General features: G+C 64.3%; 21 protein-coding genes and 1 tRNA gene. 17 read left to right on the forward strand and 5 right to left on the reverse strand.

Annotated features, from left to right (window positions below; translation table 11 throughout):
- The first annotated feature begins 72 nt into the window (after positions 1 to 72).
- Genes htpX through QOC76_RS15680 form a run of 3 tightly spaced genes read left to right on the forward strand, consistent with a single transcriptional unit; the run spans position 73 to position 2,056 of the window.
- Positions 73 to 951, forward strand: a complete 879-nt coding sequence (gene htpX / locus QOC76_RS15670) for a zinc metalloprotease HtpX (protein WP_526357882.1) — start codon at positions 73 to 75, stop codon at positions 949 to 951.
- A gap of 57 nt (positions 952 to 1,008) precedes the next feature.
- On the forward strand, positions 1,009 to 1,482 hold the full coding sequence (locus QOC76_RS15675; protein WP_526357884.1) for a hypothetical protein: 474 nt from the start codon (positions 1,009 to 1,011) through the stop codon (positions 1,480 to 1,482).
- Positions 1,483 to 1,522: 40 nt separating this feature from the next.
- Positions 1,523 to 2,056 (forward strand): hypothetical protein, encoded by a 534-nt coding sequence (locus QOC76_RS15680; RefSeq protein ID WP_526357886.1) that lies wholly within the window; start codon positions 1,523 to 1,525, stop codon positions 2,054 to 2,056.
- A gap of 1 nt (position 2,057) precedes the next feature.
- On the opposite strand, the gene QOC76_RS15685 is transcribed toward QOC76_RS15680, so the two are convergent.
- Positions 2,058 to 3,083, reverse strand: coding sequence for an NAD(P)H-dependent glycerol-3-phosphate dehydrogenase (locus QOC76_RS15685; protein ID WP_526357888.1), 1,026 nt, complete (start codon positions 3,081 to 3,083; stop codon positions 2,058 to 2,060).
- Between the two features lie 153 nt (positions 3,084 to 3,236).
- On the opposite strand from QOC76_RS15685, the gene QOC76_RS15690 reads away from it, so the two are divergent.
- The 3 genes from QOC76_RS15690 to QOC76_RS15700 are packed head-to-tail and all read left to right on the forward strand — an operon-like array spanning position 3,237 to position 5,917.
- Positions 3,237 to 3,548: a WXG100 family type VII secretion target gene (locus QOC76_RS15690; protein WP_526357890.1), complete on the forward strand. Its 312-nt coding sequence runs from the start codon at positions 3,237 to 3,239 to the stop codon at positions 3,546 to 3,548.
- A 7-nt stretch (positions 3,549 to 3,555) separates the two neighbouring features.
- A complete protein-coding gene (locus tag QOC76_RS15695) occupies positions 3,556 to 5,382 on the forward strand; it encodes an alpha/beta hydrolase (protein WP_526357892.1) in 1,827 nt (608 codons plus the stop codon).
- Positions 5,383 to 5,440: 58 nt separating this feature from the next.
- The gene (locus QOC76_RS15700) at positions 5,441 to 5,917 is read left to right on the forward strand and encodes a lipoprotein LppJ family protein (RefSeq protein ID WP_526357894.1); all 477 of its coding nucleotides are present in this window, start codon (positions 5,441 to 5,443) and stop codon (positions 5,915 to 5,917) included.
- On the opposite strand, the gene QOC76_RS15705 is transcribed toward QOC76_RS15700, so the two are convergent.
- Positions 5,914 to 6,405 carry a YajQ family cyclic di-GMP-binding protein gene (locus QOC76_RS15705; RefSeq protein ID WP_526357896.1) on the reverse strand — a complete coding sequence of 164 codons (492 nt, stop codon included), beginning with the start codon at positions 6,403 to 6,405 and terminating at the stop codon, positions 5,914 to 5,916. The two genes, QOC76_RS15700 and QOC76_RS15705, sit on opposite strands and share 4 nt — an antisense overlap.
- Before the next feature lie 174 nt (positions 6,406 to 6,579).
- On the opposite strand from QOC76_RS15705, the gene QOC76_RS15710 reads away from it, so the two are divergent.
- The 3 genes from QOC76_RS15710 to QOC76_RS15720 all read left to right on the forward strand — a co-directional run bounded on the left by QOC76_RS15710 (position 6,580) and on the right by QOC76_RS15720 (position 7,593).
- Positions 6,580 to 6,662: transfer RNA gene (locus QOC76_RS15710), tRNA-Tyr, on the forward strand.
- A gap of 324 nt (positions 6,663 to 6,986) precedes the next feature.
- Positions 6,987 to 7,130: an Rv1893 family protein gene (locus QOC76_RS15715; RefSeq protein ID WP_526357926.1), complete on the forward strand. Its 144-nt coding sequence runs from the start codon at positions 6,987 to 6,989 to the stop codon at positions 7,128 to 7,130.
- Positions 7,131 to 7,407: 277 nt separating this feature from the next.
- Positions 7,408 to 7,593 carry a hypothetical protein gene (locus tag QOC76_RS15720; protein WP_526357898.1) on the forward strand — a complete coding sequence of 62 codons (186 nt, stop codon included), beginning with the start codon at positions 7,408 to 7,410 and terminating at the stop codon, positions 7,591 to 7,593.
- Between the two features lie 367 nt (positions 7,594 to 7,960).
- Here the strand turns inward: QOC76_RS15720 and QOC76_RS15725 are convergent, their stop codons facing one another.
- Positions 7,961 to 9,313 carry a lipase family protein gene (locus tag QOC76_RS15725; RefSeq protein ID WP_526357900.1) on the reverse strand — a complete coding sequence of 451 codons (1,353 nt, stop codon included), beginning with the start codon at positions 9,311 to 9,313 and terminating at the stop codon, positions 7,961 to 7,963.
- A 493-nt stretch (positions 9,314 to 9,806) separates the two neighbouring features.
- Between QOC76_RS15725 and QOC76_RS15730 the strand changes: the two genes are divergently transcribed.
- Complete coding sequence (locus tag QOC76_RS15730; protein WP_526357902.1) at positions 9,807 to 10,613, forward strand: adenylate/guanylate cyclase domain-containing protein; 807 nt, start codon at positions 9,807 to 9,809, stop codon at positions 10,611 to 10,613.
- A gap of 174 nt (positions 10,614 to 10,787) precedes the next feature.
- On the opposite strand, the gene QOC76_RS15735 is transcribed toward QOC76_RS15730, so the two are convergent.
- Entirely contained in the window at positions 10,788 to 11,975 is a 1,188-nt protein-coding gene (locus QOC76_RS15735) for a fatty acid desaturase family protein (RefSeq protein WP_526357904.1), read from the reverse strand.
- Between the two features lie 269 nt (positions 11,976 to 12,244).
- On the opposite strand from QOC76_RS15735, the gene QOC76_RS15740 reads away from it, so the two are divergent.
- The 4 genes from QOC76_RS15740 (at position 12,245) to QOC76_RS15755 (ending at position 16,832) form a co-directional block, all read left to right on the forward strand.
- Entirely contained in the window at positions 12,245 to 12,508 is a 264-nt protein-coding gene (locus tag QOC76_RS15740; RefSeq protein WP_526357906.1) for a hypothetical protein, read from the forward strand.
- Positions 12,509 to 12,568: 60 nt separating this feature from the next.
- Positions 12,569 to 12,892, forward strand: a complete 324-nt coding sequence (locus QOC76_RS15745; protein WP_526357908.1) for a carbonic anhydrase — start codon at positions 12,569 to 12,571, stop codon at positions 12,890 to 12,892.
- A 937-nt stretch (positions 12,893 to 13,829) separates the two neighbouring features.
- Positions 13,830 to 14,735, forward strand: a complete 906-nt coding sequence (locus tag QOC76_RS15750; RefSeq protein WP_526357910.1) for a hypothetical protein — start codon at positions 13,830 to 13,832, stop codon at positions 14,733 to 14,735.
- 195 nt (positions 14,736 to 14,930) lie between these two features.
- Positions 14,931 to 16,832: a helix-turn-helix transcriptional regulator gene (locus QOC76_RS15755; RefSeq protein WP_526357912.1), complete on the forward strand. Its 1,902-nt coding sequence runs from the start codon at positions 14,931 to 14,933 to the stop codon at positions 16,830 to 16,832.
- A gap of 50 nt (positions 16,833 to 16,882) precedes the next feature.
- On the opposite strand, the gene QOC76_RS15760 is transcribed toward QOC76_RS15755, so the two are convergent.
- Positions 16,883 to 17,611 carry a type 1 glutamine amidotransferase domain-containing protein gene (locus QOC76_RS15760; RefSeq protein ID WP_526357914.1) on the reverse strand — a complete coding sequence of 243 codons (729 nt, stop codon included), beginning with the start codon at positions 17,609 to 17,611 and terminating at the stop codon, positions 16,883 to 16,885.
- Between the two features lie 324 nt (positions 17,612 to 17,935).
- Between QOC76_RS15760 and QOC76_RS15765 the strand changes: the two genes are divergently transcribed.
- The 3 genes from QOC76_RS15765 to QOC76_RS15775 form a co-directional block, all read left to right on the forward strand.
- Positions 17,936 to 18,841 (forward strand): SDR family oxidoreductase, encoded by a 906-nt coding sequence (locus QOC76_RS15765; RefSeq protein WP_526357916.1) that lies wholly within the window; start codon positions 17,936 to 17,938, stop codon positions 18,839 to 18,841.
- Between the two features lie 94 nt (positions 18,842 to 18,935).
- Complete coding sequence (locus QOC76_RS15770; protein WP_526357918.1) at positions 18,936 to 19,910, forward strand: tripartite tricarboxylate transporter substrate binding protein; 975 nt, start codon at positions 18,936 to 18,938, stop codon at positions 19,908 to 19,910.
- Positions 19,907 to 20,249 (forward strand): EamA family transporter (locus tag QOC76_RS15775; protein WP_526357920.1); only part of this gene is annotated, 343 nt, incomplete at its 3' end. The genes QOC76_RS15770 and QOC76_RS15775, both read left to right, overlap by 4 nt.

Below are 20,249 nucleotides of genomic sequence, written 5' to 3' on the forward strand. Positions count from 1 at the left end.
ATGCCGGTCGAGCGTTGGGTAAGCGAAGACTTCTAGCGCACGCGAGGAGCGAATAGACACCGGAGGACGCTGATGAGCTGGCATTCAGGTGCCAACACGGTCAAGACTTTCTTTCTGCTGGCGTTGTTCTCGGGGCTGATCGTGGCCGTCGGTGCAATGTTCGGCAGGAACATCATGTTCCTGGCCGTGCTGTTCGCGATCGGCATGAACGTCTACGTCTACTTCAACAGCGACAAAATGGCGTTGCGGGCAATGCACGCGCAGCCGGTCACCGAGGTGCAGGCGCCCTTCATGTACAAGGTCGTCCGCGAGCTGGCGACCACCGCGCATCAGCCGATGCCGCGGCTCTACATCAGCGACACCGCCAACCCCAACGCATTCGCCACCGGTCGCAACCCGCGCAATGCGGCGGTGTGCTGCACGACCGGCATCCTGCAGATCCTCGACGAGCGGGAACTGCGTGCGGTGCTCGGCCACGAGCTGTCGCACGTGTACAACCGCGACATCCTGATCTCGTGTGTGGCAGGCGCGATGGCGTCGGTGATCACCGCGCTTGCCAACCTCGCGTTCTTCGCCAGCATGTTCGGCGGGAACCGCGAAGGCGGCACGAATCCCTTTGCGATTCTGCTGGTTTCGCTGCTCGGCCCGATCGCGGCGACAATCATCCGGCTGGCCGTCTCGCGGTCGCGGGAGTACCAGGCTGACCAGTCCGGCGCCGAGTTGACCGGCGACCCGCTGGCGCTGGCGTCGGCGCTGCGCAAGATCAGCGCTGGTGTGCAGCAGGCGCCGCTGCCGCCCGAGCCGCAACTGGCCGATCAGGCGCACCTGATGATCGCCAGCCCGTTCCGCGCGGGCGAGCGGATAGGCAAGCTTTTCTCCACGCACCCGCCGATCGAGGACCGGATCCGCAGGCTCGAGGAGATGGCGGGCCGCGGGCCGGATCGGTACTGAGCCCGGCGGTGAAGGCGTGCGCTGCGCACGCCCAAGCCACCGTTTAGGGTGTAGAACGTGCTGAACAGAATTCTGGTCGGCGTGATGGTGGCCGCGGGGGCGACGTTTTTGAGCATGCCCGGCATCGCTGCGGCCGATCCGCCACCCACGCCCGATATCAACGCCTTCCCGTCGGCCAAGCCATCGGAGTATTCGGTGCAGGACGGCGCCTGGTACGCGTTCTCCGCGCCGGACGGCGTGACGTGTGTGCTGGACAAGCAGTCCGGCGGCTACGGCTGCAGCGGCCCCATCCCCGCGGCGCCGGGCGGCGCCAACGTGGTTACCGGTGCGGCAAAGGGATCGCCGGGCTTTGCCAGCACCGACCGGCCGCTGTACGGCGTGGTGGATGGGGCCAAGCCGCTGCCGCCGAACACCCGGCTGAGCTTCCGCACCGTCAGCTGCGGCACCGACGGGGTCGTCACGAGCTGCCTGAACACCGCTGACCAGTCGGGCTTCGTGATCAGCCCCGGAGGCAGCTACACCTTCGGTTAGAAGCTCTGCTGTTCACTTCTGCACCATCTAAGCTGTGCCGATGCGCAGCAGAACGTTCCTCGTGGGTGTCGCGGTAGCGGCCATGGTCAGTGGTCCGGCGATCGCCGCGGCTGACCCCACTGAGCCGCCGCCGGCGCCACCGCCACCCAACGTCAATGCCTGGGCAGCGGTGAAGCCCTCGGACTACGCGGTGCTGAGCAATCAGGCGTACGGGTTCACCACACCCGACGGGCTGACGTGCATGATCCAGCGAAACGGCGGATACGGCTGCTTCGGTGCCCTTCCCGGCGCGCCGGAAGGCGCATCTCTGGTCAGCGGCAGGATCGGCCAGGTGCCCGGCTTCGCCAACGCCGGCGGCAATCCTTTCGCGGTGGCCGGGGACATCAAACCGCTTCCGGCCGGTTCGCGACTGTCGTTCCAGACGTTGAGTTGTGGCGCTGACGGCACCACGACGGCGTGCGTTGACAGCCAGAACCAGGCGGGCTTCGTCGTCAGCCCCGGGGCCAGTTGGATTGTGGGCGAGGTCAATCCGTTGGTCGACCGGCCCGAGGGAACGAACCCCTACTTCAACTAGCTCAGAACCCCGAGCCGTGCACCTCGTGCCCTGGCTTCTCGGCTGCCAACCCGCGATAGGCGTCCTCGACGGTGGCGCCGTGGTTGACGACGCCGTCCACCTCACGCGCGATCGGCATTGACAGCCCGTACTCGCCTGCGAACTCCATGATCACGCTCGCTGCCTTCACGCCCTCGGCGACCTGGTTCATCGAATCGATGATCTCGTCGATCGTCTTGCCTGCGCCCAACTGCTCGCCGACATGGCGGTTACGGCTGCGCTGCGACGTGCACGTGACGATCAGGTCGCCCATGCCCGCAAGACCCGCGAAGGTGTCGCGGTGCCCGCCCATCGCCTCGCCCAGCTTCGACATCTCCCGTAGCGCACGGGCGATCACCATGGCGCGGGTGTTCTCGCCGATGCCCAGCGAGTAGCCCATCCCGACGGCGATGGCGTATACGTTCTTCAGCGCGCCAGCCATCTCGACCCCGACGACGTCGTCGGTGGTGTACGTCCGAAATCGCTGGGTGCGGAACAGGTTTGCGAGATTGGCCGCCAGATGCTGATCCGGCATCGCGAGCACGGCGGCGGCGGCGTAGCCCTCGGCGACCTCGCGGGCGATGTTCGGGCCGGCCAGGATGCCGGCGGGGTGGCCGGGCAGCACCTCGTCGACGATCTGGCTCATCCGGTAGTTCGTGCCCTGCTCGAGGCCCTTCACCAGCGACACCACCGGCACCCACGGCCGCAGCTCCTTGGCGAGTTCGGTCAGCACGCCGCGGAAGCCGTGCGACGGCACCCCCATCACGATGACGTCGGCAGACTCGGCCGCCTCGGAGAAGTCGGTGGTGGCCTGCAGCGTCAGCGCCAGCTCGACCTCGTCGCCCAGATACTTGGTGTTGCGATGGTTCTCGTTGATGTCGGCGGCCGTCTCCTCGGAGCGCACCCACTGCAGCGTCGGTCCACGCCGAGCGCAGATGGAAGCGACGGTGGTGCCCCAGGAGCCTCCACCAAGTACGACGACTTTGGGTTCGCGTTGAGCAGGTGCCATGGTCTGTAGCGTATTGCCGACGCAGGCCGTTTCACCGGCAGTTGAGAAACTGCGTGGCCCGCACCGCAGAAGTTAGCTGCGTGCCGAAATTGGTGCGCTTGACCCCTCTGCGGCGCTGGTAGCGTCGGTTGCCGGCTGGCAGAAAGGCTCCCCGTGCCTCAACCAATCAAGGTGGATCCGCAGGAGTTGGCGCATGCCGCCGAGCGCCTCCGTGGCGACGCCGACCGGCTGCGGGCCGGCCACGGGTCATCGCCGGCGACCGCCGACGGCGCGCAGCCCGGCCTGGTCGGGCGGTCGGCGCGATCGATCGACTCCACTGCACAGCGCTGGCGGACCACGACGACAGAGCTGCATCAGGTGCTGACCTCGCAGGCCGACGCTCTGGCGAGCGTCGCGGCGGCCTACGCCCAGACCGAGGACGACAACCGCGACATGATGACCTCGCTGGACCCAACCAGCCTGTAGGCCGGTCATGTCGTTGACGGTCGAGGACGTCCAGCGATGGGACCCTGGCACCGTGCGCGCGGTGAGTGACGCCGCCCGCACGCGCGCACAGACGTCGATCGATGTCGCAGACAGCCTGCCGAAGTTCCCGGAGTGGACCGGCCCGGGTTCCGAGGAGGCCAGGCAAGCGCTCGAGAAGACGCGCCGGGCGTTGATGAGAGACGCCGACGCGGCATTGGCGGCGGCGCGCTCGGCCGACTCGGCGGCGGTCAATGTCGCGATCGTCAAGGACAATCTGCAATTGGTGCTGAACATGGCACGCGACTGCGCCATGGTGGTCGATCCGATCGCGGCCACGGTACGCCCGGCCCTGCCGTCAATGGCCCTACCGAACGACTGGGGAAACGCGGAGGTGTTGCAGCAGGCGCTGCAACAGGTTTTGGCACAGGCGAATACCGTCGATCAGCAGCTGGCCGCGGCGATGGACCAGGCCGACGACGTCGTCGACGTACCGCAGGAGGCGCGACCGATCACGCTGCCGACGCCGGATGCCAACGCCGAGGACGTCGACCAATGGTGGAAGTCGTTGAGCCAGAAGGACCGTGAGCGGCTGATCGCGGAACATCCCCCAGAGTTGGGCAATCTGAACGGTATTCCCGCGGCGGCGCGCGACACGATCAACCAGCAGGTGCTCACCGACGACCTGAACCGGATCACCGACACCGCCACCGAGCACGGTGCGTCGACGGAGCGAGTGCTGGCCGACCCGGCCTTCTACGGTCTCTCGACGAACGACGTCACCCGCTACCACAACGCGCTGAAGGTCCAGCAGGGTTTGAACCACCAGCGCGGCGACGACCCCGACCCATCGCGGCAGCGGCCCGTCATGTTGTGGAAGTACGAGCCGCTCGCCGACACCGGCGAGGGCCGCGCCGCGATCGCGATCGGTAACCCGGACTACGCCGAGCACACCACGGTCATCGTGCCCGGCACGGGCAGCAGCGTGAACGGCGGCTGGCTCAGCGACGGCCACAACGACGCCATGAACCTGTGGGACCAGGCCAATGCGGCCGACCCGGACAACACCCACTCGGTGATCTCCTGGATGGGCTACGACGCACCGGACGGCTTCACCGACACGCGCGTCGCCAATCCGGATCTGGCGCGAGCCGGCGGCGACCTGTTGGCAGCCGACGTCAACGGGCTCTGGACCACCCACCACCATCCTCAACAGCACATGACCGTGATCGGGCACTCCTACGGGTCGACGACGGTGGCCGACGCGTTCGCGCACTCCGGCATGCAGGCCAACGACGCGGTCCTGTTGGGTTGTCCTGGAACGGATGTGGCCAGAAGCGCCGCCGACTTCCACCTCGACGGCGGACACGTCTACGTCGGCTCCGCGTCGACGGATCCGGTCGGATACATCGGCACCGCGCCGGAGTATCTGCACGACTACCTGAACCGGACCCTCGGCTATCCGGTAGGGCTCGACGCGGGCCTCGGACTCGATCCCGCCGGCGACCAGTTCGGTTCGATCCGGTTCGACGCCGAGGTCGCCGGGCGCGAGGGGCTCGACACCAACGACCACTCGCACTACTACGACATGGGCGGCGAGTCGCTGCGCGCGATGACGTACATCGCCACCGGCGAAAGCGGCGAGCTCGGCGACGAAGGGCTGCTCGCCGATGGCCGTCATCAGCCGCACGTCGACCTGCCGACCGAGATCGACCTGCCGTTCGGCGGAAAGATCGATTTGCCGCCCGTAGGCTTCGATATACCGGGTTCGCCTGCGTACCTCGATCCCGAAGCCGGTCGTCCAGCGGAGTCGGTGACCAAAGACCATGCCTTCTAGACGTTTTCGATCCTGTGCGGCGATCCTCGGGCTCGCCGTCGTGTTAGGAGGGTGCACGATGCGGCCCCACCACGAGGAGTCCTCCACGCCGCCACCACCGGCAGCGGTGGAGACGTTTTCGGATGCGGACACCGTCAAGCAGGTGGTCGACCCGGGCAAGGCGATCGTGAAGGTCGCGGGGCTACAGGAGGTCAGCGGCGGCGTCGGATTCGAGGCCTGCAACGACCAGGGTAAGCCGCCGTATCGCGGCAGGCTCGAGATGGGCTTCCGGATTCCGGACGACACGGACCCGAAGAAGTACTTCGAGCAGATCGCGCAGACGATGGTGCAGCAGGGTGTTGGCTGGTACGACGGTCCGCCGCCGGGCAAGAATCCGTTCGGCACCGTCATCCACACCGACACGGTGTTCGCGGTCATCGGCCAGAATCCGGTCGCGCGCGAAGACGGCTACGTGCACGTGTTCGGTGAGTGCCGCAACATGTCCGAGCACCGGGACGGTTCCAGCCTGAACGTCACCGACCAGCTGCTGAGCTAGCGGTAGTTGACGAACTGCACCGCGACCTCGAGGTCGGCGTTCTTCAACAGGGCGATGACGGCCTGAAGGTCGTCACGCTTCTTGGAGCTGACGCGAACCTCGTCGCCCTGGATCTGAGCCTTGACGCCCTTGGGGCCCTCATCCCGGATCAGCTTGGTGATCTTCTTCGCGTTCTCGCTGTCGATGCCCTGCTTGATGCTGCCGCTGACCTTGTACGTCTTACCTGAGGCCTGCGGCTCGCCCGCGTCGAAGGCCTTCATCGAGATGTCACGGCGGATCAGCTTTTCCTTGAAGACGTCGACGGCGGCCTTGACCCGATCCTCGGTGGACGAGGTGATCGTGATCGCTTCCTCACCCTGCCATTCGATGCGGGTGTCGGTGCCGCGGAAGTCGAAGCGGGTGGACAGCTCCTTGGCGGCCTGGTTCAGTGCGTTGTCGACTTCTTGGTGCTCGACCTTGCTGACGACGTCGAAGCTCGAATCCGCCATGGCATGCATCCCCTCTCGTTGCGGCTGCTCGTATGTACTATCCCACGGCGCCCAAACCGACATTTCGCAGGGAAAGTGCGAGTGGAATGCGCCAAAACGTCGATCTCGACGCGGTGCCGGCTCGGCCGTTTTCGTTCCGGGTGCATCCTCGTTGTACCCTGGCTACTCGCACCAGGCAGGTTGCCCGAGCGGCCAATGGGAGCGGACTGTAAATCCGTCGGCTTACGCCTACGCAGGTTCGAATCCTGCACCTGCCACCTCAGCACTTGGCGTGTGAAAGACGCACTGGCGCATCTCTGGATCACAGTGGGAGCGCCGGCTGATCGAGGCGGTGAACGGTCGATCGAATCGCGGAAACAGCCATGGAGCCGTGCACTGGTAGTCGTGGATTGCCCGACGGTGTCCGCGATGGTCGAGGCCGCTCATCCCCAGCTACGTTTGGCCGGACGCGGCGCGGGAACACCGATCAAAGAGTAGGGGACCCTCATGGGCGAAAATGAGAAGGACCGGCTTGCTTCGGTCAGGGACATTGCGATGAAGCCGTCGATAAGTCGTCGGAGAACGTAAAAGACGGAACTGACATCGCCAGGGGCGATGTTGCTGGTGGGATCGGCCGCATCGTCAAGAACTCAATCGACATCGCCACTCACTCCGTCGATGAAGCCAAGGAAATGTTCCACGGCAAACGCGACGACGCCGGAGATCATAGGCCTGGGCGCGAGTAGCCGACAGTCAGCCCGCTCGGACAGGAAAGGCCCGTGGGTGAGTTAACCCCCGGACAGTTCACTCGCCGCGTGCTGCTCGCGGCGGCGCCGCCAGACAGGGTTGGCGAGGTGGTGGCGCGGCTAGTTGGCGATCAGCTCATCATCGGCCCTCTTGAAGTCGGCCCGGGAGGGGTCGCGTCGGCAATGGCGGGGAACGCGCGGTCAGGTCCGCGTCGAGAAATGTGTTGACGACTACTGGCGCCAAATCATCACCGTCCCAATCGCGCTATGGGTAGACGTGCGGTTAGCGAAACAGATCGTCCGCTACCGCGGCAAGGTCGAGGTCCGGTCGCGATTCCGGTTGCGGCTCGACCCCCCGTGCGCGGTGACTGTGGAGCTCGAACAGGTGCAGGAACACACGTCCATGCAACCGTTGATCCGGTCGGCGTGGGTGCTCGACTCATCGGCTGGGTGGGCGGAGTAGAGGAATCGTCGCCGAGCAGGTGCTGTGTTACGTACGAGATCTGATGTCCCGTCCCGAGTTCGACGCCGCCATGCACATAGACGCGATGGGACTGATGAAGCGCGCATGGGGCGCGGGTCTGGTTGTCGAGCTGCCCGCACGCTAGTCGTTACTCAGTTCATGATTCCAGTCGCCACGACACTAGGGGTCGACCCTTGGCGTGATCAGGCTGTTACCTGGGCCGTGAGGAGCAGCGATGAAGTCCTCTCGTCCGACTTTGCACGCGGTGGTCCTGACCGCGGTGCTGGCGTGGGCTGGGCGGAAAGGAGCGGCTCATCGGCACCCGAGGACCATGTTGCAGTCTCGTCGAACATTCTAGGGGAAAGGCCTACTTGTCGAACTGAGAGAGCGGGCGGCGCTCGACAGGTCGTCCGGTGATTACTTTGGCGCTGATCCGGGCTAGGCGGGCCATGCCGCGGTAGGTGGACGGGTTGAAGAGAGTGGGCCAGGTGGTCCGTCTCCGGTGCAGGTGCGGAGGTCGGCCCGCGAAGCGGTCGCCCAACCATCTCAGCGTCATGGGTGACGACATCGGATGCAGCAGGATGTGTTCGCAGAACCTGTCCCGGTGATACGTGACGTCGGTTCCTCCGGCGGTATAGCTGTCTGCGAGTGCATCGATGTCGTCCACCGAGATGATTCGGTCATGGGCCGCCTGCACAATGAGCACCGGCATAGTCGGTGCCGCGACGCCGAGTCGGATGTTGTCGAAGACGTGTTGAACCTCGGGCATGGCCAGAATTTCGTCGAGCGGGCGGTCGAGCATCGTCGCCATGTCCTTTTTCCTCAGCCGCGTCACCGCATGGGCAGTGGTCATGGTTTTCAGCTGGTGGAACATCGCCTGACCTTCAGGCGTCACCCGTTCCTCGATCACCCTCTTGAAGTCGGGGTAGGTGTGCATCAGCGCGGCCACCACCATGGTCGGCAGTCCAGAGAAGAACTTGCCGTTGAGACGGTGATAGGTGTTTTCAAGATCACCGACCGGTGAGCCCAGCACGGCGCCGACGATGTTGAGTTCTGGTGCATATCCGGCGTACATCTCGGCGGCCCACGCGGTAGCCAGGCCGCCGCCCGAATATCCCCACAGGCCGATGGGTGCGGACTTGGAGAGCTTGAGCGGTGCGAAGTTGAGTGCGGCGCGCAGGCCGTCGAGTACGCAGTATCCAGGCTCCACGGGAGCCCCAAAAAGGCCGTGCGGGCCGCCGTGGTCGGGGAGCGACACCGCCCAGCCCTCGGCCAGTACGGCGGCGACGAGCAGCAATTCGAATTGTGCAAGCGCGCCGGCGGCCTTGGCGCGGCGGCGCAACGCGTAGGAGGGAAAGCAGCGGTCGGCCATGGCGTCGATCGCGCACTGGTAGGACACGATCGGACAGGGCCTTTCCGGACTGCGCTCGGCCGGCGCCAACACCGTGGTCACGGTGGTCAACGGTTCGTTGTTCATGTCGGTCGTCCGGTAGAGCAGCTGGGTAGCGTGGAAGCGCTGCGGAATCAACCCGAGGAAAGCCAGCTGTACGTCGCGCGAGCGCAGGACGGTACCGGGTTCTGCGTCTTCGAAGCCCGGCGGCGGCTGATAGAACGGGTCGTCGCCAGGCACTAAGGGGCGTGTGACAGCCTCGAGATGCTCATGTGATGCAACGCCGGGCCACTCGGCTGCGGCCCTAGCTCTCTCATTGCCCAAATCCATCGGCTCTACGCTACCTAAACTCCCGCGCTACCTTGCTGTCGGAGCAGGGCTAGTCAACTTGTCACGGACTAGCAACGTTAGCTGGGACAGATCTTATCCCAGCGCCGTACCCGCAGCCAGGGTTATACGCTGATCTCTCGCAAACCTCCGCAAGTCAATCTTTAGTTCCGGCTACCTGCCAGCTGGGCGCGAGATACCTTGCGGCACAGCGAGAATTTGGGGTTAGCAGAGTTCGATACCAGAATGAACGCGGTCAGCCGAAACTCGGCGCAAACCTCGGCGATGACTATGGATCCGTCGGCTTACGCCTACGCAGGTTGAATCCTGCACCTGCCACCGCACGTTAGAAGTGGCATCGACGTCGGCTTGGGATTGCTAGCCAGGGTTTGCTCAAGCGGCCCGCATTCGAGACTTCGCATGGCCGCAGGCACCACGCGCGGTCCAGCCATCATAATCGGCCAATGATATGGGCCTTCGCAGCAGTGATCGAACAATGAGTGTGCCCATCTGGATGACGGTCGCCATCGTCGAACTCGCCGGGATCATGGCCCTAGGAGTCTTGCTCATCGTGGCGCGGCGCCAGCTGAAGGGAACACGACGCGAACTTCAACGCAGCCGACAAGACAGCCCCCGTCGTCGACGACGTCTCGGGCCCGCGCCTTTCGCGATCAGGACGGCTTGGCAGACGGCTGATTCGGTGATGAAAAAGGGCATCGGCGCCACCGTCCGAAACTCGATCGAGGACCTTGCCGGCTGGGCCCAGGTCGAGCGTCCCGATCTCGCCAGACTGACCGCCGACGGCCACGTCGTGATCGTCTTCTCCGACATCGAGGGTTCCACCGAGCAGAACGAGGCGCTGGGTGATCGAGGATGGGTCAAAGTGCTTGAGCGGCACAACAAACTCGTATGCAAGCTCGTCGACGACCACGGCGGCCATGTGGTGAAAAATCAGGGCGACGGATTCATGATCGCCTTTGGCGATCCTGGTCAAGCCGTCCTCTGCAGTATCGAGGTGCAACGGGCTCTGCGCGAAAAGCCTGACAACTGGGGGGCCATCCGGGTCCGAATCGGCATCCACATGGGCACCTTGCTCAGGCGCGGAGACGATCTGTTCGGCCGCAACGTTGCGCTGGCGGCGCGAGTGGCGGGACACGCCAATGGTGGCGAGATCCTCGTCAGCGATTCGGTTCGGGATGCAATTGAGGGGGTGCTCGACATCCAACTCTGCAACCCACGCGAGGTCGATCTCAAAGGCCTCGTTGGCAGCCATAAGGTATACCCTGTCAAGCTGCCCATCTGACCGCGACTCCGGCAGTAGCATCACCGAGAGCCGGCCATGGCGTCAGGGCATTAACCGCACCGATTTACGCTGGGCGGCCACCCGTCTCGGCGCGACCCCAGTACACCATTCCGATAAGCACAGCCTGCGCCACGACGATGACGGACACCATCCGCAGTGAAATCGCCGCATGCATCAGAGCCGGGATTCCAGCACGCTCGGCGCAACGCCGCCCTTTGGGGGCCGCGCGTTTTCGATCTGCCGGAACTTGTGCTCGGACGCTGTTTCAGGTGCGTCGTCGGAATTGGCAGTGAGAAAACGATCCGGAAGAGCCAGCTTCATGATCGTCCGCAGCGTGAGCAGGTATTGGCGGGCCAGCGGGCCAGTGGTGTAGGGCAGATCGTAGGTGACGCACACAGCTTTTACCTGCCGAGCGATGTCTGCGTAATGGTTACTGGGAAGATCAGGGAAGAGGTGATGTTCGATCTGGTAGCAGAGGTTTCCGCTCAGGAACGCCATTACCGGCCCCGCGTTGAAGTTCGCCGTACCCAGCATTTGGCGCAAGTACCATTCTGGCTTCGCCTCGTCCTTCAGCGCGGCCTGAGTGAATTTCTCGGCGCCGTCCGCGAAGTGCCCGCAGCAGATCACCACGTAGGCCCAAACATTGCGCAGCAAGTTGGCGGTCACATTGGCCTTGACGGTGCGCCGCCACCGCCGCCCACTGAGCAACGGATAGAGCGCATAGTCCTTGCCGGCCTGGCGGGCGATCTTGCGGGCGAACGCTTTGGTGTGCGTTGATTTGTCCGCGTCGGTTGTTGCGCGCAGCTTCTCGGAGTACAGGTCGTGCAGGCCGATGCCCCATTCGAAGGTGAGCGCCATCAGCAGGTTTCGCAGCGGCTGTGTCAGATGACTTGGCTTCCACGTCTGGTCGCGTGTGACTCGCATGACTCCGTACCCGAGATCCTCGTCCATGCCGACAACATTGGTGAAGACGTGGTGGCGGTAGTTGTGGGAGTAGCGCCACTGCGACGACGGGCCGACCATGTCCCACTCCCAGGTACTCGAGTGGATTTCCGGGTCGTTCATCCAGTCCCACTGGCCGTGGCCGATGTTATGAGCGAGTTCCATGTTCTCGATGCTCTTCGCAGCGGCCAGCGCTGTGGTTCCCAGCACCCATCCGACCTTGCCCTTGCTCAGGCCGATCACGAGCCGCGAGGCAATCTCGAGGCCGCGCTGAAAAGCGATGCTGCGACGGATATAGGCCCGGTCTTTAGCGCCAAGCGAATCCTCAACATCACGGCGGATCGCCTCCAGGTCGGCGGCGAGTGCATCCAGGTCTGCGACGCTGAGATGAGCGTATTCAGCGACATCGGTAATGGCCATCGTCCGTCAAACCTTTTCAGCCGCGATTTGCGTTCCCGACTTGCCGGCTGTCTCGAGCAGCACAAGACGAGAACAACTCCCAAGTTCTGAAGGAGCAAAGTTACGGATTGATTCTCTCTACCCACATTAGCGGCCAAAAACCGCACCTGTACGGAGGAGGGCGGTTATATCCGCCCCGTCATCGCTGAGCTTCGAAAACCAGTTGCTGCTCGCCCAGGTCGTGGGGAGATCGACTCCGGGTGTACCAGCGACCGGGCTACGCTCGCAACATGGAGCCCGAGTTCGAAGAAATCCCGGATTTCTCGCCGTTCAGCAGAATCAGACGGATAGCTCTTGATCCCGAATCGGTGGTCGGTAAGGAGCTCGTCGAAAAGTTCGAGCAGCTTGACGAATCCTTCTCCGGCAAAAACAAGAGTTGGTCCGCGATCGTCAAGCTCATCGCTCTAAGCGCGATGTGCGTCAAGGGGGTGATCGACCTGGAGAAGCAGGTCATCGATCTGAGGCGCGAGGTGCGCTCCCGCGCCGAGATGTGAGGCGCGGAGGCCCGAAGCGGCAAACTCCGCGGCCGGATCACCTCAGCAACTCTGCGCACGATGGCAATGCTGAGCAAGGTCGGACAAGCCAACGCAGAAACCCACGTCCCTGGCACATGGAACCTCGTCATTCTGCATCACACCGATTGCGGTATGACCGACTTGGCGCCCTATCCCGACCTGCTCGCCGAGTACTTCGAAATCCCCACCCAGCAGCTCCCGTCGAAGGCGGTCACTGACCCTATTGCCTCCATGCGCGCCGACGTCGAGGTGATCATGGAGTCGCTGCATGGCAGCGACTTCCTAGCCTCCGGACTGGTTTACGACGTCGACACAGGACGCATAGAGATCGTGTTAGAGCCCACAGCACTACGCACCGAATAGCCGGCTGAAATCGCGTGCACCCCTCACCCAACCCTCGGGGGCTGCTGTGCAACACGGGCTAGCTCCGGCGCAGCATCTCTACGTTCTTAACTCATTAATTACCTAGTCTTCTTACGATTCTCGCCTCTCGCAGTCCCCCACACGCGTGCCTCTACCATCCGGAACCACAGTCATCGCTGACATTCTCAACCGTCTTCCAGCTATCCGCTCAATCCATATGTCTGCACGGCACCTTTGCACAAGGGCGCGGGAAGAGTTGTGGCGCAGCACGTGCGCGCATCCATCGGTTGTCAGTGATTGGGCCGTTGTTGACAATCTCTAAGCTCAAGCGGTGGTCGATCAACTACTACATCGACACCGCCACCACTGCTGAGCGCATGACCGCGGCTCTGCAGTGCGCAACGGCGGCCTGGGCGAATACTACTACGAGCACGAAAACCCGGGCCCGGTATGAATGTTGGCCGGGGATTCTCACGCAGTGCGCGATGGTCGGACTCGGATGCCCAGCGGTCCGGGGGCGGAGCCGACTCTGCGGTGGTGGCGCGGTGGCTGGACGACGGGGTCGCGCCCAACGGTGCAGGGGGGCGCACTCGGCGCGCAGGAGGTGCACGGCGCTCCTGGGTCGCCTTCAACTCGCGGTACTTGATGCTGCCGCCGTCCGGGAATTCAATGCTTTCGAAGACGGTTCGCAGGCAGGGCAAAACCCGACAACGAGGAGAGTGACAGCCCAGGCGTCGACCTGCCGCGCAGGGTCGATCACTCCCAGATCAAGAGTCCCGCCGCAGCAGAGCGAGCGCCGACCGCTGGCATGCCACGGGTCAATAACAATGTGCGTCGAGGCGTTTATCTTGATCCGTTCGGGGGAATAAATCCGGCGGTTGGGGACCCGTAGCAGTTGTACAGCGTGCCGAGCTGTCGGCACCGGCTAGGAGTTCCGATGACTTTTTCATGGCGACCGACAACGGCCTCGTGGGCCATAGTCGCAGTGTCCTGCCTCATTGGCGCCTTCTGCTGCTGGGCCGCACCGAGCGCGCAGGCCTTCTACATCCAGAATCACGCAAGCATCACCCGCAGTGCGCTGCCGCCCGATCAGGTCAACGAGGTTGCGGTCCTTCAGATACTCAACGGACCCCCGCCGGGGAGTGGCGCGATGGGAAGTGACTCGTTCGCAACCGACCAGTGGCGTCATATCGACAACGCTAAGAATCCCGCCGACATATGTGCCCGTGCGCAGCAGGCGTGGAGCATTCTTTCGCCGGTCATCCTGAATGGGTCGCGGCCCGTCGGCCCAGGCGCCACCGTATTGGCGAACGGACCGGCCGCCCGCGCCGCTTTCGGCGCCCTCGCGCACGCGCAGCAAGATTTCTACGCACATTCCAATTGGGTCGAGGACAACATCGCCGCGGGGCAGCCGGACCGGCTGGCTCCCTCGATCTTCCCGACGTGTAATCCCGGTAACTTCCCCGCCGATCTCCACACCGGATACTTCAATATGCTGTTCTCCAAGCAATTCCCGCTCGACGGTTGTCCCCCGGCGGGGCCGCCGGCCGGTTTTCCAGAGTGCCACTCGGCGTTGAACAAGGACGGGCCCGACACGGCGCGCGGCAGTCAGCCAGCACCAGGAACAGGTATGACGATGTATGACGTCGCAGCCGGCTTGGCCACCACGGCGACCACCAACCTCTACGGGCAGATACGCGACCTCGTCGCCAGCACGGTTACCGCACAGAACCCCGGCGTGGACGGAGGTTGCGTCGCGGCGAAACTGTTCCAGCCCGACTTGTTAGGGCCCTGCGCCGCTTTCTCCAACCCGCTTCCGCTGCCCGGAGCTCCACGACGCTGACGCGATGACTGCCGCGTCGCAGTCGGCGGCGTGTGGTCGTAGTACTTCGCCGCCGGTAGCGGTGTCAACGCCGAGCAGCTGCACCGGATCACCGGGGGTAACCCCTTCTTGCTAACCGAAGTCCTCGCGTGCAGCACGGATGCGTCGAAGGTAGGCACCTTGCCCCGCGGCGTGGCCGAAGCTGTAAGGGGCCGCTTGGCGCGACTATCAGTGCCTGGCCGGGAAGCCGCGGAAGCGACGGCGGTTTGCGGTCCGCTCGCCGACCCGCAGTTTTTGGAGAAGCTGCGCCCGGGCATAGCGGCTGGTTTGGGCGAATGCGTGCGTGCCGGCGTGCTGGTCGCCGACGGTGAATGTGTGCGTTTCCGACACGAGCTGGCCCGGCAGGCGACGCTTGAACAAATCCCTGACTACGATCGCAGGGTCACGCATCGGCTGGCGCTGGACGCACTTGCCGAACCACCGATTGACCCGGATGCGTTGGCTTCTCTGGTCTTACACGCTGAACAGGCCGGTGACGACATCGCGGTTGTGCGTTACGGCCCAGCCGCGGCCAAGCGGGCCGCGGCAATGGGTGCACACTCAGATGCCGCCGAACTCTATGCGCTTTCGCTGCGCCACGCCGGATCCACACCCGATCGGTACAAGGTCCCCTGGCTCGAACGGCACGCTTTCTCGTGCTACTTGTCTGGAAACGTGAGTGCGGCAGCGGCTTCCTGGCGTGAGGCAATCACGTTGCGCCGCCATCTCGGTGATCACCTCGCCGAAGGTGACGATCTGCGCTGGCTGTCGAACATGCTGTCTACGTTGGGCGATACCACTGCGGCCGCTGAGGCCGCGCATATGTCGCTTCGGCTCCTCGAACCTCTAGGAGCCACAACGCAGTTGGCTTGGTCATTGGTAAACCTCGCCCAACTGGCGGCATACCGCTACGGCGATCCGACGGCCACGGAGTACGCGGCGCGAGCGGGCGACGTGGCCGATCACCTGGGCGAGACAAGCATCAGACTTCCGGCTCGCATGCATGCCGCCGTCAGAACCGTGCGTGGTACGGACAGAGGTTGGGATCAGCTTGAGACGGAGTGGCGCGAGGCGATGAGTAGCAGGGGGATGGCAGAACTCGGTGGCCTGAGTAGCGCGATCATCTGCTGGACCGCGGCCGTGCATGCCGATGTTGACCGCGCTGAGCGCTACATTGGCGAGTCGATCGGGTTTTGTCGAGAGAAGCGTCTCGACATCTTCGAGGTGCTCGTCGCAGGCGCTGGAGCGCGCGTCGACGTGTATCGCGGGGAGTGGGCTCGCGCAATTGCGACCGCCGAGGACATCCTCACCCGGCCGAATCTCAGCCCACTGCACCGGATTTGGCCACTGATCTCGCTGGCACTCGTCCGGGCACGCCGTAATCAGCAGCCCGTCATGTCATTGCTGGATGAGGCTCTGGCCGCTGGAGAGGCAGATGATCTCTTCCGTATCGGGGCGGTGTGGGCCGCGCGTGCCGAAGTCGCCTGGCTTGCGGGCGACGACCAGACCGCCCGAGCCGAAGCTGAAAAAGGTCTAGAGGTGTCTCGCGCACACCATGACCCGTGGCTCGGACACCTGCTCCGCTGGGCGCACCTCGCCGGCTCACCCGCGACGGCGACGGCCCCAGGCGCTGCCGCTCCGTATGACCTGGAAATCACCGGCGATTGGAAGGCGGCCAGCGACAGCTGGATCCGTCGCGGCTGTCCATACGACGCGGCGATCGCGCAACTTGGCGGTGACATTCCCGCCGTGGAGTCCGCCCTGCGTACCTTCCGGCAATTGGGTGCGCGCGCCGCCGTAGACCGAGCACGCCAACGCCTTGCGAGACTGCGGGGTGCGAGCGTGCGGCCGCACCGCGCAGACACCCGCTGCCATCCCTACGGCTTGACCCAACGTGAACGCGAAATCCTCGAACTGCTCGCCCTTGGTCATAGCGATGCTGGCATCGCCAACACGCTGTTCATCAGCCAACGAACCGTCAACAACCACGTCCACGCCATCCTGGGCAAGCTGGGCGTCCACAACCGCACCCAAGCGGCAACCTACGCGTTCCAGCAGCCGCGCGGGCGGCAGTATTGAACGCTGGGCGCGCTGTCTGCCGAGGCGCTACTTCACAGACACCGGCTGATTCAGGACAAGACTTTTCGCAGCGGTGATTTCGGTGACAGCCGCGCACCTGCCATCAGACCCGCAAGTGCGCCCGGTATGGACGGCTTGGGGGACCATCGCAGGGCGGCGACGGCCCAACTGACAGGCGAGCTCATCTGCGGATCCGACACCTGGCCCGGTACTGCGGCCCGTGGCTCCGGCGCGGTGTCCGCGAAGTGGTCGATCATGGCGGGGACGAAGGATGTCATGTCCTGGGGCCCGCGGCTGGTGACAAGGTTTCCGTCCTTGACGACCTCTCGGTCGAGCCAGGTGGCGCCGGAGTTCACCAGATCGTCGCGGATGCCGGGCCATGACGTGAGAGTCCGCCCGTCGAGCAGCCCCGCCGACGCCAGCACCCACGGACCGTGGCACAGCGTAGCAATGGGCTTGTCACTGTTGGCGAATTCGCGCACGAACTGCCGTGCCTCCGCGGACTGCCGCAGCAGGTCGGGGTTGATGAATCCGCCCGGCAACAGCAGACCGTCGTAGTCAGCCGGATCGGCCTCCCCGATCGTCTTGTCCACACCGACCCGCGTGGCAGGCATGTGCAGGTTCACTCCCCGTATCCGGCCGTGCCGCAGGGAAATGACATCCACATGCGCGCCTGTCATTTGCAACGCACGCATCGGTATCGTCAACTCGACCTTCTCGAAGCCGTCGGCCGCCAGGACGGCGATTCTTCGGCCGTGTAGCCGTCGCATGTTGGGCATGGGTTCCTCCGTTGCTAGGTAGCGCCTCAAGCGGGCTGGCTGGCTGCTCCCCCACTACGGCCATACCCTCAACCGACCCGGCCACACCTGGATCCGAACCGGTGTTCGGGACCCCCAGTAGGTTTTTCGCGAGGAGTGACACCACGAGGGAGCCGCCGTCGGGTGTCAACGCGCGGATGCCTTCCGGACGAACTCGACACCAACCTCATGAGCTGTTCATCACAATCTTTCTGACGAATACGCAAATTTGCTCCGGGCGTGGGGGAAGCACCATAGATTATTAGCGGACGCCTACGTGTGCCGACCGGAGCAGGAGCGCAGTTTGTGATCGCGAGCATCAAAAAGGCTGCACGACTGGCTGGAATGCGGCCAATACCGCGATGGCCGGCCCGCACGGCGATGAATCTGCGGGGTAAGCGGATCTTGCTGACCGGTGCGTCCTCGGGAATCGGGGCGGTTGCCGCGCAGAAACTCGCCGCCGAAGGCGCGACGGTCATCGCGGTGGCACGTCGCGAGACCCTTCTGACGGAGGTTGTCGAGCGGATCGTCGCCTGCGGCGGCAGTGCAACCGCCATACCGGTGGACCTGTCCGACCTCGATCAGATCGACGAGTTGGTCGATCTTGTTGGCCCGGTAGACATTCTGATCAACAACGCCGCCAGATCCATCCGCAGGCCGCTGGCCGAGTCGCTGGAACGCTGGCACGACATCGAGCGCGTCATGCAGCTGAACTACTACGCACCACTGCGACTCATCAGGGGCCTGGCCCCCGGAATGATCGAACGCGGCGACGGACACATCATCAACATCGCCACCTGGCGCGTGCTGCCGGAGTCGTCGCCGATGTTCGCCGCTTACAACGCCTCCAAGGCCGCACTGAGCGCGGTGGGCCGAGTCATCGAAACCGAGTGGGGCCATCTCGGGGTGCATTCCACCACCATCTACTACCCGTTGGTGGCGACGCCGATGATCGCCCCCACCCGCGCTTACGATGGCTTGCCTGCGCTCACCGCCGAGGAGGCCGCCGACTGGATGGTGACCGCCGCCAAGACCAGACCGATCCGCATCGCACCCCGCAAGGCACTTGCGCTTCGAGCGCTGGATGTCGTCGCGCCCCGAATGCTCAACAACGTCTTGGAGCGCGAGACCAACCGAATGAATGCCAAGTTCCACCAGCCCGAAGTCACCAACCCGTCGGTGGAAGCGACCATGCCGGTTGCCCTTCCCTGACGCATGTCATGAGTGACGTGCAGACGCGCCCGATCGCCGTGGATCGCAGGCCCGGGAACGTCGCCGACCTATACGAGCCAGGAGCGCACAGCCCATGATGATCAAATCCGCGATCGGCGCCATGCTGGCTGCTTCGCTCATCCTGACGGGTTGTGCGGACTCCGGGCGAACCTCCCACGGAGACGGCTATCCGTCGGGCCCTGTAACGATGACGGCCGGAGCCAATCCGGGGAGTGGATTCGATCTCACGATCCGCTCGGTCGTCGAAGCCTTGCAGAAGGAGAAGATCGTCGACGTGCCGCTGCCGGTGCAGAATCGGCCGGGTGCCAGCGGCGCCGACTTTCTGGCCACCATGGTTGAGCGGTACAAGGGCGTTGACGATCAGGTTTCGGTCACGTCCCTGTCGATGATGATGAACCAGCTTCGCGGTAAGTCAAAGTACGGGTACGACGACGTCACCATGATCGCCCGTCTGATGACGGAGTATTTCGTCGTCGTCACCGGCCCCGGTTCCCCGTTCAAGAACCTCAGTGACGTCATGACGGCAATCAAGTCGGATCCCGCGCGCGTCGCGGTCGGCGCCGCCCACGACGACGAGGCCCCCTTCGACCTGCTGGTGTCTGCGGCAGGCGGAGACCCGTCATCTGTCAGGTACGTCACGCATGAAGGAGGCGGTGACCAAAGCGCTGCGCTTCTCAAGGGCGACATCGGCGTGGCCATTGGCGGAGTCAGCGAGTTCATCAACCTGGTGAAGTCGGGAGGCCTTGCGGCGCTTGGTGTGCTGGCCGAGAAACGGTTGCCCGGTGTTGACGCTCCGACCGCCCGCGAGCAGGGCCTCGATGTCACCCTCTCGAACTGGCGAGGTCTCTACGGTGCCCCGGACATGCCGAAGTTCGCTGTTGCGTACTGGCAGAAGGTGCTCGGCGAGATGGTGAAGTCACCCACGTGGAACCAGATCGCGGAGCGGAGTCAGTTCACCACCACCTTCATGATCGGTGACGAGTTTCAGACCTTCTTGGCGAAGACCCAGGCGGACGTCAAAGCCGCCCTCGAGGAAGCCGGCCAGTGAGTGACGGGGAGACGTCCGGGATCGGCGTGGGCCGCAGACCCGAGAACCTCGTCCTGGGAGCAGCCCTAACCACCGCGGCGTTCTTCTGCGTCGCGCTGGTGGGCACACTCGCCAAGGTGTCCGGTCAGTACACCTCGACCGGAGTCCTGCTGCTCTTCCAGAACCTGATCTGCCTGATCTTCGTGATCCCGGTGGCGTTGCGGGGCGGCTGGTCGTCACAACGGACCACCAAGCTGGGGCTTCACATCCTGCGGGCGGCAACGGGTACCGCGTGCTGGTATGCGTTGTTCTTCGCGATCACACAGATACCACTCGCCAACGCGACACTTCTGACCTACA

The organism is Mycobacterium sp. (assembly GCF_032159565.1).
Classification (GTDB): domain Bacteria; phylum Actinomycetota; class Actinomycetes; order Mycobacteriales; family Mycobacteriaceae; genus Mycobacterium.

What these genes read in the sequence shown, in the direction of transcription:
- QOC76_RS15770 (WP_526357918.1), top strand. Translation starts at nt 18,936, where the DNA reads ATGATGATCAAATCCGCGATCGGCGCCATGCTGGCTGCTTCGCTCATC.
- QOC76_RS15695 (WP_526357892.1), top strand. Translation starts at nt 3,556, where the DNA reads ATGTCGTTGACGGTCGAGGACGTCCAGCGATGGGACCCTGGCACCGTG.
- QOC76_RS15735 (WP_526357904.1), bottom strand. Translation starts at nt 11,975, where the DNA reads ATGGCCATTACCGATGTCGCTGAATACGCTCATCTCAGCGTCGCAGAC.
- QOC76_RS15725 (WP_526357900.1), bottom strand. Translation starts at nt 9,313, where the DNA reads ATGGATTTGGGCAATGAGAGAGCTAGGGCCGCAGCCGAGTGGCCCGGC.
- QOC76_RS15750 (WP_526357910.1), top strand. Translation starts at nt 13,830, where the DNA reads ATGACTTTTTCATGGCGACCGACAACGGCCTCGTGGGCCATAGTCGCA.
- QOC76_RS15760 (WP_526357914.1), bottom strand. Translation starts at nt 17,611, where the DNA reads ATGCCCAACATGCGACGGCTACACGGCCGAAGAATCGCCGTCCTGGCG.
- QOC76_RS15700 (WP_526357894.1), top strand. Translation starts at nt 5,441, where the DNA reads ATGCGGCCCCACCACGAGGAGTCCTCCACGCCGCCACCACCGGCAGCG.
- QOC76_RS15705 (WP_526357896.1), bottom strand. Translation starts at nt 6,405, where the DNA reads ATGGCGGATTCGAGCTTCGACGTCGTCAGCAAGGTCGAGCACCAAGAA.
- QOC76_RS15685 (WP_526357888.1), bottom strand. Translation starts at nt 3,083, where the DNA reads ATGGCACCTGCTCAACGCGAACCCAAAGTCGTCGTACTTGGTGGAGGC.
- QOC76_RS15740 (WP_526357906.1), top strand. Translation starts at nt 12,245, where the DNA reads ATGGAGCCCGAGTTCGAAGAAATCCCGGATTTCTCGCCGTTCAGCAGA.
- QOC76_RS15745 (WP_526357908.1), top strand. Translation starts at nt 12,569, where the DNA reads ATGGCAATGCTGAGCAAGGTCGGACAAGCCAACGCAGAAACCCACGTC.
- QOC76_RS15680 (WP_526357886.1), top strand. Translation starts at nt 1,523, where the DNA reads ATGCGCAGCAGAACGTTCCTCGTGGGTGTCGCGGTAGCGGCCATGGTC.
- htpX (WP_526357882.1), top strand. Translation starts at nt 73, where the DNA reads ATGAGCTGGCATTCAGGTGCCAACACGGTCAAGACTTTCTTTCTGCTG.
- QOC76_RS15730 (WP_526357902.1), top strand. Translation starts at nt 9,807, where the DNA reads ATGAGTGTGCCCATCTGGATGACGGTCGCCATCGTCGAACTCGCCGGG.